A 12,930-nucleotide genomic window follows, 5' to 3' on the forward strand; every position below is an offset into this window, starting at 1 on the left:
AATTGTAGTTTTACCAATCATTCGTGACTACCCCCTCATTTGTGTATCAAAAGGAAAGCATGAAAGACTCAGGCTTTCCCAAACTCAACTCAACGATGGGCCTTAGACTTTGGTTTTGGCTTTGCCGAGAAAGGTCGTTTCTCACCTGTTTCACGCGGTGGCAAGCCCGTATGCTGGGTCAGAATCTGCCCTTTTTGTGGACGTTTCTGGCCTGATTGCGGCTGTCCTGTACGTTTTGCGGAATCTCCCGCCACAGTGGAGTTCTTCTTGCGAGCAGACTTATATTCCCCCTCAGCGGTTCCCTGTGGCTGGTAGGTCGGAATCAGGTGCTGTTTGGAATTTCCAATCAAATCCGAACGTCCCATTTCCTTTAAGGCTTCACGCAATAGAGGCCAGTTGTTTGGATCATGGTAACGCAGGAATGCCTTATGCAAACGGCGACGTTTCTCACCCTTAACAATATCCACATTTTCAGTGTAACGCGCCACCTTTGACAGTGGGTTTTTACCTGAATAATACATGGTGGTGGCGGTGGCCATTGGCGATGGATAGAACGTCTGTACCTGATCGGCACGGAAACCGTTCTTCTTCAACCAGACCGCCAGATTCATCATGTCATAGTCGGTTGTACCTGGATGTGCAGCAATAAAGTATGGAATCAAATACTGTTCCTTACCCGCTTCCTTACTAAAACGCTCAAACATTTGCTTAAAGCGGTCATAGGTACCAATTCCAGGTTTCATCATCTTGGAGAGTGGCCCCTGTTCGGTATGCTCAGGCGCAATCTTCAGGTAACCACCGACATGGTGCTGTACCAGTTCCTTGACATATTCAGGATTGAGTACCGCAAGGTCATAACGCAGGCCAGAACCAATCAGAATCTTCTTCACACCCTTGATTTCACGTGCCTTACGGTACAGCTGAACCAGTGGCGCATGATCGGTGTGCAGGTTCTGGCATACGCCTGGATAGACACAGGATGGCTTACGACAGTTCTTCTCAATTTCAGGATCATTGCAGTGCAGACGGTACATATTGGCGGTTGGACCACCCAAGTCTGAAATAATGCCTGTAAAATTCGGTGCAGTATCACGGATCTTTTCAATTTCACGTAAAATCGAGTCTTCCGAACGGTTCTGGATAATCCGCCCCTCATGCTCCGTAATCGAACAGAATGTACAGCCACCAAAACAGCCACGCATGATGTTGACAGAGAACTTGATCATGTCAAATGCAGGGAAACGTGCATCCCCATAGGCAGGGTGTGGTAAACGTGCATACGGCAAGTCAAACACGTAATCCATTTCCTCTGTGGTCAGTGGAATAGGCGGTGGATTAATCCAGACATCACGTTCACCGTGGCGTTGAACAAGGGCACGCGCATTGCCTGGATTGGTTTCAAGATGCAAAATACGGTTGGCATGGGCATACAGCACATGGTCATTCGCCACCTCTTCAAATGAGGGCAAACGAATCACCGCCAGTTCACGTGGTGGCAGTTTATGCTTAATTGCCTTGGATGGTGCAGCTCTCAGTTGCACAATCTGGGTATCAGGGTCTAACTGATTGCCCTCACGTACAATTGGATTTGCCACAATTTCTTTCTGGAAATTTTGATATTGGGCTAAGGAATTGCCTTTTTCTTTCTCAACCTCGCAACCATCAATGTCTTCTGTCATCACATACGGATTGATGATGGGATCGACACGTCCAATGGTATCGACATCGTTACTGGCAATTTCAACGAATTTTGCCTTGGAGGCTTTATTATGTTTATTAATGATAAATGCTGTACCACGAACATCGGTAATGTCATGCACCTTTTCACCTTTGGCCAAGCGGTGCATCACCTCGATAATGGCACGCTCACCATTACCATACATCAACAGGTCGGCCTTTGAATCCATCAAAATGGAACGACGAACCTTGTCTGACCAATAATCATAGTGTGCGATACGACGTAGACTGCCCTCAATCCCTCCCAGCAATACAGGCACATCTGGAAATGCCTCACGACAACGCTGGCAATACACGGTTGCCGCACGATCAGGGCGTTTATTTGCTTCATTGTTTGGAGAATAGGCATCATCCGAACGGATTTTACGATCTGCCGTATAACGGTTGATCATTGAATCCATGTTCCCAGCCGTTACCCCCCACGCAATGGTGGGCTTGCCCAGCACACGGAAGCTTTCCACATTGGTCCAGTCTGGCTGCGCAATAATCCCGACACGGAAGCCCTGTGCCTCAAGCACACGCCCAATCACACCCGACACAAAGGAAGGATGGTCAATATAGGCATCACCACAAACCAAAATAAAGTCACATGCATCCCAGCCGAGCAGGTCCATTTCTTCTCGTGACATCGGCAAAAATGGTGCGGGTTCAAAACACGACGCCCAATATTTGTCGTAATCAAACAGCGCTTTGGGCGCGGTCTGCATGGTGTAGGCAGTAGACATGGCTTGCGAATCTCGGCTAGCAGATGGAGGAGAGACATCTAAAGATGAAAGCCGATCATTTTAACATGAATCTGATTCATTTTCCTTGTTTATAAAACATACAGAAACAAAGAGATAAGAATTAATCTGCCTAAAATTCACTCGCAATCTATAAATTTTCAAGTGGGTACTCAATGAGGCCTGTAATAACCATTCGTTACCAACTGAATCGTTCTTAATAATGGATATTGCTCAGGAATTGCATTTCTTGCCATCTCTACACATTTCATCATGTTATTTTTATTATAAAGCCTTTAGATGAATTGATAAAATCAGGCCAAAAGCCAATACCAACACCACACTGAGATTGATCCCAATCCAGCCAAAGTTTTCCCAGATCAGGCCACCACTACTTCCCAGCAAACTGGAACCGATGTAATAGCAGAATAAATACAGCGATGCAGCCACCGCCCGATACTGAATTGCCTGCACAGATACCCAACTGCTGGCGGTGGAATGTGCTGCAAAAAAGGCAAAGGCAAAAATAATCAGTCCCAGCAAAATTACCCAAAGCGCTGGAATCAGGGTAATCAGCAGTCCAGCCATCATCATCAATAACATGAGGGGTAAAACTTTGGCCCGACCATATTTAAAGCTCCACTGTGCTGCTTTTGATGAACTGTAAATTCCTGCCAAATAGGCAATCGAGATTAAACCAATCCAGCTTTGTGATAATTGAAATGGTGCTTCCAGCAGGTGATAACTAATATAATTAAACACCGTGACCAGACATCCCATCAGGATAAAACCCTCGGCAAACAGGATGCGTAATTTACGGTCTTTTAAGTTTTGTTCAAACGCTGCCTTAAAACGGGAAAATCGAAAAGGATAGGGTTGAAAATGCTGGGACTTGGGTAAGAGTAAATAGAACAGACAGGCAATGATAAGATTGATAAAACCAATAATATAAGTTGCTGATTGCCATGAGATAAAATCAACCAATACCCCTGCAATCAAACGTCCGCCCATCCCTCCAATCGCTGTGCCTGAGATATACAACCCCATCGCCAAACCAATATCTTTCTGTGAAATCTCCTCTCCAATATAAGTCATTGCAACTGCGGCAACACCACTCACCGCCAAGCCTATAAAAATACGAGTTGTTAAGAAAATTTCCCAGATTGGAAAAGACGCACTGACCAGCAATAAAACCGAAACAAGGAACAAGGTAAATACCATAATCGGTTTGCGCCCGAAACGATCAGAAATAAAGCCTGTAAACAGCAGGCCAATGGCCAGGGCAATGGTGGAAAAGGATAATGGAAAACTACTATGTGTCGGGCTGACCTGAAAGAACTTTGCAAAAATCGGCATCATCGGCTGCACACAGTACAGGGATGAGAAAGAGGCAAACCCTGCAAAGAACAATGACCATAAAATCGCGGTAAATGATTTTGAACCATATTCAATATGGGTTTTGACAATGTCCGACATAAATCAGCTTTTTCTACAGGTCTGATTTGATTTTAGTCTTTTTTAGACTCCCTGTAATGACCGCCTTTAAAAAACCCTGAAACGTTGGGCATTGCATATGATTTTCTGCGGGACATACTGCCGCATGCCTCAACCCCTCACTGATAAAATGTAACTATCTGGCCATAATCCTGTATTTTGTAGGTTAAAGCGTACACAGGTTGCGGTGATTGGCGAATAGCTGATAGCAGGTTTATCCCCTAATATACAAATCATAGAGAGACAGGAAGTCTCATTCAGAACAACAAGAAGCACAGGACGTGGTCGCTGACAGGAGTTGGCGGTAAGAAACCAAATATGAGAAAGCCTCGACAGGATGTCGGGGCTTTTTTATTGCCCTGGTGTTTAATTCGCATAGACATAGAACGATAAAATAATCGCTATTGACTCCCTCAATTTGGCTTAATACCATGACTCATCATTTTATTTTTCTGGTTGTTTGCTTTGCAAATCCTAACAACTCAACAATACATTCTTGAAAAACCCATCTTGCTGCTTTTAAGAATCGGTCTGGTTCTGAGCGCTATCACCCTGTCTGCATGCAGCAGTCTAAGCGGATCATTTGCCAATCGTTCCAATCAACTCTCATCAGGATTACAAACCGCTTATTCTGTTTCACCTAGTACCGCCAATCGCGTATCGCCCATCATCATTCAAAGCTCAGAGCGTTACGATGTTTCGCCACTTTTAATTGCGGCGATTATTCGACAGGAATCCAACTACAACAGTGCCGCACGCTCACCGACGGGCGCGGTGGGACTGACCCAAATCATTCCAAGTCATTGGCGTCAGGCCTGTCCTGGCAATCTTTATGATGAAAGTGTCAATATTAACTGTGACACCCAAGTCCTTGCGACCTACTATAAATCTGCGGGAAGCTGGTCAAAAGCCGTTGCCTATTACAATGTTGGACCAACAGGTTATCAACGCAGTTTCTGGACACGACACAAAGGCAAGAAATATGCAAGATCGGTGAAGCGACATGAAAAGGCTTTAAAGAAAGCACTTTAAATTGGGCAATAAAAAAACCATGCGCTAAAGGCATGGTTTTTTTATATTCAACGACTGATTAAGCCTCGTCAAACAAGCCCTCAAATAACACTGAAGATAGATAACGCTCACCACTGTCAGGTAAAATCACCACAATGGTTTTCCCTGCATTTTCTGGACGTTCAGCAATCTGGGCCGCTGCCGCCAATGCCGCACCACTTGAAATACCCACTAAAATTCCTTCTTGCGTTGCACACTTTCTTGCCCAGTCAATCGCATCCGCACTGTTCACTGGCAGGACTTCATCAACCAGGTCCAAATCCAGGTTTTTAGGAATAAAGTTGGCACCAATCCCCTGAATTTTATGCGGTGCAGGTGTAATGCTCTCACCATTTTTAGTTTGGGTAATAATTGGTGATTCAGCTGGTTCAACTGCCACTGAATACAATGGCTTATTCTGCACTTGCTCAAAATAACGTGAAATCCCTGTAATGGTGCCGCCAGTTCCCACACCCGCCACTAAAATGTCAACATTACCCCCTGTGGCATTCCAGATTTCAGGACCTGTAGTATCTGTATGAATCTGTGGATTGGCTGGATTTTCAAATTGTTGTGGTAGGAAATAAAGCTCAGGGTTTTCAGTGGCTAAGCGTACCGCCTCATCCACCGCACCTTTCATGCCTTTGGCTGGTTCAGTCAGTACAAGGTTCGCACCCAAGGCTTTCAGCACCTTACGACGTTCCAGACTCATACTTGCAGGCATAGTCAGGGTAATGGGATAACCTTTTGCCGCCGCCACAAATGCTAGAGCAATCCCTGTATTACCGCTAGTCGGTTCAACAATATGCATACCAGTTTTAAGTACACCACGTTTTTCCGCATCTGCAATCATGGCTGCACCAATACGGCATTTTATTGAAAATGCAGGATTACGGCTTTCAACTTTTGCCAATACTGTAGCATCTGATTTAATCAAGCGATTGATACGAACTAAAGGTGTATTACCAATGGCTTCGGCATTATTTGAATAAACTGCGATACCTAGGTTGGCAGGCGTTGGAAATTGTTGATCGGTTGTCATGAATGATCCTTTATATCTTATCGTCTTTAAAAAGATTATACGCAGTTTAACCTTATCATCAAAAATTGATATTTAACGATTTGTGATGCTGATTTATAACAAAACTTTCAAGTCTAGACTTCCCGACTCTTTTTGTATTATTGCCTGTTCTGGCTTTTAACCACATCTCTGCATTAAGCCAATTCCTCATGGACAATGCCCTGATCAGTATCACCCAGCAGAATTGCAACCCGTTCAGAATGTACACCAAATGCTCCAGCCAACGCTGGGTAGCGAGCAATTCCAGAGCATAGGTTGCAGAAACATTTTGATGGGTGGAATCCTCGATAATCTTTTGCCTTACAGACTCTTGTCTCTCTTTCATTTCATTCACTATCAAGCTCAATTCATCCACTAAAGATTTAGGTATTTTTACAAATGATTCCTGCAATAAATAAGGAATATACTGCCACCAACGCCAGGGTCTGTTCCAGATTAATGGTCTGGGTAGACAATGCCGCAAGAGTTGTGGTCATTGCCGCACTGGATGACTGGAGTACAATCGTCATGAGAATACCGACCAACACCAGAAACAAACGCATCAACAGCGTCGGTTCCGCCCAGCGCGAGAGGTCAATCAGTTCCGCAACGCCACTCATGGCATCCTGCAAAAGCTGGATACCAAAAAACAATAAACCAAAACCTGCCAGGGTCAGTCCAATAAATCCAACTCTTTCTTTTCCCAATAATTTTAGCAAGGCGCCGATACCAATCAGTGGTAAGGCAAAACTTGAAATCGAAAACTTTAAACCAAGTAGTGCTATAGCAAACCACACTATATAAGCTACATTGATTTAAAACCAAGCATTAGGACATCATAATTTTCAATTTCTTCACCTTTGTGAAAAGTCGCGTTATCTAAAATGATAATACGGTCTTTCATCGGTTTTGACTTCCCAAATGATTATCCGAATGAAGTTAACCAACTTTCAAATACACTACGATTACAACAGCTTTCAAATAGTATAGGCATGATAAATTTAGTTTTTTCTGCCAAGGATATAGCACCAATAAAGCTCATAGGTCTGGAAGATAGACCTGAACGGGTTGCATGACATCTTGTACCTTTCTTTGACCATCCCATTTGTGCAACTTCATTGCAACTCATGCCAGCTTCATCCATATAATAGATATCTGATGGATCAACTCGTTTGAGTATTTCTAAAAGATGCCATTGGTAAGCAATCTTTTGTTCTAATTGACTTTCTTTGTAGGTAAAACTCTTTTTTTATATATCCAGCCAATTTTATGCAAAGCAGTCAATAAAGTTCGATAGCTAATCTCATAAGTGAATTGTTTAGCAAATAAAGGGAGGAGTTCTTTTGCCTGTGAAAACTCAGGTGTTTCTACAAATAGCTGAAATGCCTGCATATCTTTAATCTTGCTTTGCCGCCCAGAGTTTATGATTTTGGGTTGCTTAAGTTGCCCTGTCTGTTGTTCCAGCTTGATCCAGTCGTCCAGGGTAGTTCTTGCGATATTGAATAAATGACAAGTTTGCGATTTATGGTGAGTATCATGATAATGTTTCAATGACTTTTTCACGTAAATCTACAGAATATATTTTAGGTATGAGTGAAGTCTCAAATAAATCCAAGTGTAGCTTATATTTTGCTAATTGCTATAGCTGTATTCTTATCCTATTAAGCAATAAAAAACCTCCCAACATTGGTTGGGAGGTTTTGAAATTAAAAGCTGGCGATGACTTACTCTCACATGGCAAACGCCACACTACCATCAGCGCGAAGAGGTTTCACTTCTGAGTTCGGGAAGGGATCAGGTGGTTCACTCTTGCTATTGTCGCCAGCAAACTGTTGTGGTGTTTTGGGGTCTTATTGATCATGTTGTGTTTTCACTTCATGTCTGCCTTACTTACGAACCAAAGAGTTATTAACGGATTAGATATTGAGTCTAACTTTGTGTTCAGCATTTTAACTAGTTTTCACACTAAATCAAGTTATGTATTGAATTTATCTTGAATACAACAACTGTTTGGGTGTTGTATAGTCAAGCCTCACGAGCAATTAGTATTGGTCAGCTTCACACGTCACCGTGCTTCCACACCCAACCTATCAACGTCCTAGTCTCGAACGGCTCTTTAGAAGACATATAGTCTTAGGGAAATCTTATCTTGAGGTAGGCTTCCCGCTTAGATGCTTTCAGCGGTTATCCCTTCCGAACATAGCTACCCGGCGATGCGACTGGCGTCACAACCGGTACACCAGAGGTTCGTCCACTCTGGTCCTCTCGTACTAGGAGCAGATCCTCTCAAATTTCCAGCGCCCACGGTAGATAGGGACCGAACTGTCTCACGACGTTCTAAACCCAGCTCGCGTACCTCTTTAAATGGCGAACAGCCATACCCTTGGGACCTGCTTCAGCCCCAGGATGAGATGAGCCGACATCGAGGTGCCAAACACCGCCGTCGATATGAACTCTTGGGCGGTATCAGCCTGTTATCCCCAGAGTACCTTTTATCCGTTGAGCGATGGCCCTTCCATACAGAACCACCGGATCACTAAGACCTACTTTCGTACCTGCTCGACTTGTGGGTCTCGCAGTTAAGCGCGCTTTTGCCTTTATACTCTACGCGTGATTTCCGACCACGCTGAGCGCACCTTCGTACTCCTCCGTTACTCTTTAGGAGGAGACCGCCCCAGTCAAACTACCCACCAGACATGGTCCTCGCCCCGGATTACGGGGCAGAGTTAGAACCTCAACATTACCAGGGTGGTATTTCAAGGACGGCTCCATTGGAACTAGCGTTCCAACTTCAAAGCCTCCCACCTATCCTACACAAGTAAGGTCAAAGTTCAATGTCAAGCTGCAGTAAAGGTTCACGGGGTCTTTCCGTCTAGCCGCGGGTACACTGCATCTTCACAGCGATTTCGATTTCACTGAGCCTCTGCTGGAGACAGCGCCGCCATCATTATGCCATTCGTGCAGGTCGGAACTTACCCGACAAGGAATTTCGCTACCTTAGGACCGTTATAGTTACGGCCGCCGTTTACTGGGGCTTCGATCAAGAGCTTCGCTTACGCTAACCCCATCAATTAACCTTCCAGCACCGGGCAGGCATCACACCCTATACGTCCACTTTCGTGTTTGCAGAGTGCTATGTTTTTAATAAACAGTTGCAGCGGCCTGGTTTCTGCGGCTGCCAACCGCTCAGGGAGCAAGTCCCATCACCGTCAGCAGCGTACCTTCTCCCGAAGTTACGGTACCATTTTGCCTAGTTCCTTCAGCAGAGTTCTCTCAAGCGCTTTGGTCTACTCGACCTGACCACCTGTGTCGGTTTCGGGTACGATTCCTGTGTAACTGAAGCTTAGAGACTTTTCCTGGAAGCATGGTATCAGCCACTTCACTGTACAAGTACAGCTTGCTATCGACTCTCAGCATAGAGCACCCCGGATTTGCCTAAGATGCATGCCTACTGTCTTCCACCTGGACAACCAACGCCAGGCTGACTTAACCTTCTCCGTCCTCTCATCGCATTACACAGAAGTATTGGAATATTAACCAATTTCCCATCGACTACGCCTCTCGGCCTCGCCTTAGGGGTCGACTCACCCAGCCCCGATTAACGTTGGACTGGAACCCTTGGTCTTTCAGCGAACGGGTTTTTCACCCGTTTTGTCGTTACTCACGTCAGCATTCGCACTTCTGATACCTCCAGCATACTTCTCAATACACCTTCTTCGGCTTACAGAACGCTCCCCTACCACGTAACTTAAAAGTTACATCCGCAGCTTCGGCACATAGTTTTAGCCCCGTTACATCTTCCGCGCAGGCCGACTCGACTAGTGAGCTATTACGCTTTCTTTAAAGGGTGGCTGCTTCTAAGCCAACCTCCTAGCTGTCTATGCCTTCCCACATCGTTTCCCACTTAACTATGATTTTGGGGCCTTAGCTGGCGGTCTGGATTGTTTTCCTCTTGACTACGGACGTTAGCACCCGCAGTCTGTCTCCCGGATAGTACTCATTGGTATTCGGAGTTTGCATCGGTTTGGTAAGTCGGGATGACCCCCTAGCCGAAACAGTGCTCTACCCCCAATGGTATTCGTCCGAGGCGCTACCTAAATAGCTTTCGGGGAGAACCAGCTATCACCAGGCTTGATTAGCCTTTCACCCCTATCCACAAGTCATCCCCTGGCTTTTCAACGACAGTGGGTTCGGTCCTCCAGTTAGTGTTACCCAACCTTCAACCTGCTCATGGATAGATCGCCTGGTTTCGGGTCTATACCCAGCAACTAAACGCCCTATTAAGACTCGATTTCTCTACGGCTCCCCTATTCGGTTAACCTCGCTACTGAATATAAGTCGCTGACCCATTATACAAAAGGTACGCAGTCACCGAACATGTCGGCTCCCACTGCTTGTATGCATGCGGTTTCAGGATCTATTTCACTCCCCTCACAGGGGTTCTTTTCGCCTTTCCCTCACGGTACTGGTTCACTATCGGTCAGTCAGGAGTATTTAGCCTTGGAGGATGGTCCCCCCATATTCAGACAAGGTTTCACGTGCCTCGCCCTACTCGTCATCATTATGTGTGCCCTTTCGTGTACGGGAATATCACCCTCTACGTTCGCACTTCCCAGAGCGTTCCACTAAAACACACATAACTTAATGGGCTACTCCCCGTTCGCTCGCCGCTACTAAGGGAATCTCAATTGATTTCTTTTCCTAAGGGTACTGAGATGTTTCACTTCCCCTCGTTCGCCTTGCAACACTATGTATTCATGTTGCAATACCTACCTTATGGTAAGTGGGTTCCCCCATTCAGATATCTCCGGATCACAGGATATTTGCCGCCTCCCCGGAGCTTTTCGCAGGCTATCACGTCTTTCTTCGCCTCTGACTGCCAAGGCATCCACCACATGCACTTAATTACTTGACTATAGAACCCCAAACAGTCGTTAATCCCTACAAGTAGGATTAAGACAATTAAATAAATAATTAATGATCTATTTAATCTACAGTTCGAAGTCCCGTGCACTTAAGCACCGTACAGCTTCAATCTAAATTCATATACCAAAACGCTTGATTCAGTGTTTTTGCTAGTTCTCATTTCTAACAACTCAGCTTAAAGAATTAATTCTTCTTGCTTTGTTATTGAATGAGTGAACAATTTATTTCAGACTCAAATTCTAATCTGTTAATGATTAACTACAGCCTCGTCAGCTTGCAGTAAACTGTGATAAATCACAGAAGTTAATAAATCTAAATCAATCTCTTGATTCACCTTATTTATTAAGTTCTATAATTTAAAAATATCTTTCACTACCATATTAGATCAGATACTACGCGCAGCATAGCTGCTTGTCTTGCGCTTCGGCAAAGCGTTGCTTTGCTGATCGAAGCTCTGGTGGAGACTAGGAGAGTCGAACTCCTGACCTCCTGCGTGCAAAGCAGGCGCTCTACCAACTAAGCTAAGTCCCCAGCTTACAATCATAATGAACGACATATCTTTTTATCTAGCAGCTTGTGATTATTCATCACTTCGTCAGTAGTGGTGGGTCTGACAAGACTTGAACTTGTGACCCCACGCTTATCAAGCGTGTGCTCTAACCAACTGAGCTACAGACCCTGAGAAATAAAAGAAGAGATCGTTGATCTCTTCTTTTATTTCGCAAGACAAGCGCAGCGCGTAGTGCACGACTTATCTCTAAAATTAAAAAAGAGAAACAATACTTTTTCTATCTTTCATTCGATATATCTCGAAGAACAACTTGTTGTGGATTCTTACCGATCGTCAATCTTTCGTTAAGGAGGTGATCCAGCCGCAGGTTCCCCTACGGCTACCTTGTTACGACTTCACCCCAGTCATCGGCCACACCGTGGTAAGCGTCCTCCCTAAGGTTAGACTACCTACTTCTGGTGCAACAAACTCCCATGGTGTGACGGGCGGTGTGTACAAGGCCCGGGAACGTATTCACCGCGGCATTCTGATCCGCGATTACTAGCGATTCCGACTTCATGGAGTCGAGTTGCAGACTCCAATCCGGACTACGATCGGCTTTTTGAGATTAGCATCCTATCGCTAGGTAGCAACCCTTTGTACCGACCATTGTAGCACGTGTGTAGCCCTGGCCGTAAGGGCCATGATGACTTGACGTCGTCCCCGCCTTCCTCCAGTTTGTCACTGGCAGTATCCTTAAAGTTCCCATCCGAAATGCTGGCAAGTAAGGAAAAGGGTTGCGCTCGTTGCGGGACTTAACCCAACATCTCACGACACGAGCTGACGACAGCCATGCAGCACCTGTATGTAGATTCCCGAAGGCACCAATCCATCTCTGGAAAGTTTCTACTATGTCAAGGCCAGGTAAGGTTCTTCGCGTTGCATCGAATTAAACCACATGCTCCACCGCTTGTGCGGGCCCCCGTCAATTCATTTGAGTTTTAGTCTTGCGACCGTACTCCCCAGGCGGTCTACTTATCGCGTTAGCTGCGCCACTAAAGCCTCAAAGGCCCCAACGGCTAGTAGACATCGTTTACGGCATGGACTACCAGGGTATCTAATCCTGTTTGCTCCCCATGCTTTCGTACCTCAGCGTCAGTATTAGGCCAGATGGCTGCCTTCGCCATCGGTATTCCTCCAGATCTCTACGCATTTCACCGCTACACCTGGAATTCTACCATCCTCTCCCATACTCTAGCTGACCAGTATCGAATGCAATTCCTAAGTTAAGCTCAGGGATTTCACATCCGACTTAATCAGCCGCCTACGCACGCTTTACGCCCAGTAAATCCGATTAACGCTCGCACCCTCTGTATTACCGCGGCTGCTGGCACAGAGTTAGCCGGTGCTTATTCTGCGAGTAACGTCCACTATCCTAGAGTATTAATCCA

At 45.4% G+C, this 12,930-nt stretch carries 6 protein-coding genes, 2 tRNA genes, 3 rRNA genes and 2 pseudogenes; 1 reads left to right on the forward strand and 12 read right to left on the reverse strand.

What is annotated here, in order from left to right; all coding sequences use genetic code 11:
- Positions 1-89 precede the first annotated feature (89 nt).
- The 3 genes and pseudogenes from F988_RS02050 to F988_RS14245 all read right to left on the reverse strand — a co-directional run.
- Positions 90-2,462 (reverse strand): YgiQ family radical SAM protein, encoded by a 2,373-nt coding sequence (locus F988_RS02050; RefSeq protein ID WP_004680801.1) that lies wholly within the window; start codon positions 2,460-2,462, stop codon positions 90-92.
- Between the two features lie 282 nt (positions 2,463-2,744).
- A complete protein-coding gene (locus F988_RS02055) occupies positions 2,745-3,935 on the reverse strand; it encodes an MFS transporter (protein ID WP_004680802.1) in 1,191 nt (396 codons plus the stop codon).
- Between the two features lie 13 nt (positions 3,936-3,948).
- Positions 3,949-4,089: pseudogene (locus tag F988_RS14245) on the reverse strand (MerR family transcriptional regulator); the annotation flags it as partial.
- A gap of 329 nt (positions 4,090-4,418) precedes the next feature.
- On the opposite strand from F988_RS14245, the gene F988_RS02060 reads away from it, so the two are divergent.
- Entirely contained in the window at positions 4,419-4,985 is a 567-nt protein-coding gene (locus F988_RS02060; RefSeq protein WP_004680803.1) for a lytic transglycosylase domain-containing protein, read from the forward strand.
- 58 nt (positions 4,986-5,043) lie between these two features.
- Here the strand turns inward: F988_RS02060 and cysK are convergent, their stop codons facing one another.
- From cysK to F988_RS02105, 9 genes and pseudogenes are all read right to left on the reverse strand, one after another.
- A complete protein-coding gene (gene cysK, locus F988_RS02065) occupies positions 5,044-6,045 on the reverse strand; it encodes a cysteine synthase A (protein ID WP_004680804.1) in 1,002 nt (333 codons plus the stop codon).
- Positions 6,046-6,494: 449 nt separating this feature from the next.
- Positions 6,495-6,848: pseudogene (locus tag F988_RS15660) on the reverse strand (hypothetical protein); the annotation flags it as partial.
- 140 nt (positions 6,849-6,988) lie between these two features.
- On the reverse strand, positions 6,989-7,207 hold the full coding sequence (locus F988_RS15665) for a hypothetical protein (protein WP_141629352.1): 219 nt from the start codon (positions 7,205-7,207) through the stop codon (positions 6,989-6,991).
- Positions 7,208-7,278: 71 nt separating this feature from the next.
- A complete protein-coding gene (locus tag F988_RS02080; RefSeq protein ID WP_004674203.1) occupies positions 7,279-7,626 on the reverse strand; it encodes a helix-turn-helix domain-containing protein in 348 nt (115 codons plus the stop codon).
- Between the two features lie 148 nt (positions 7,627-7,774).
- Positions 7,775-7,889: ribosomal RNA gene (gene rrf / locus F988_RS02085) — 5S ribosomal RNA — on the reverse strand.
- A gap of 195 nt (positions 7,890-8,084) precedes the next feature.
- Positions 8,085-10,978, reverse strand: a 23S ribosomal RNA gene (locus tag F988_RS02090).
- A 466-nt stretch (positions 10,979-11,444) separates the two neighbouring features.
- Positions 11,445-11,520 (reverse strand) — tRNA-Ala (locus tag F988_RS02095).
- A gap of 71 nt (positions 11,521-11,591) precedes the next feature.
- Positions 11,592-11,668 (reverse strand) — tRNA-Ile (locus tag F988_RS02100).
- 177 nt (positions 11,669-11,845) lie between these two features.
- A 16S ribosomal RNA gene (locus F988_RS02105) occupies positions 11,846-12,930 on the reverse strand; the annotation flags it as partial.

It is taken from the genome of Acinetobacter parvus DSM 16617 = CIP 108168 (assembly GCF_000368025.1).
In the GTDB taxonomy this organism is placed as follows: Bacteria; Pseudomonadota; Gammaproteobacteria; order Pseudomonadales; family Moraxellaceae; genus Acinetobacter; species Acinetobacter parvus.

What these genes read in the sequence shown, in the direction of transcription:
- F988_RS02050 (WP_004680801.1), bottom strand. Translation starts at nt 2,462, where the DNA reads ATGTCTACTGCCTACACCATGCAGACCGCGCCCAAAGCGCTGTTTGAT.
- F988_RS02055 (WP_004680802.1), bottom strand. Translation starts at nt 3,935, where the DNA reads ATGTCGGACATTGTCAAAACCCATATTGAATATGGTTCAAAATCATTT.
- cysK (WP_004680804.1), bottom strand. Translation starts at nt 6,045, where the DNA reads ATGACAACCGATCAACAATTTCCAACGCCTGCCAACCTAGGTATCGCA.
- F988_RS15665 (WP_141629352.1), bottom strand. Translation starts at nt 7,207, where the DNA reads ATGGATGAAGCTGGCATGAGTTGCAATGAAGTTGCACAAATGGGATGG.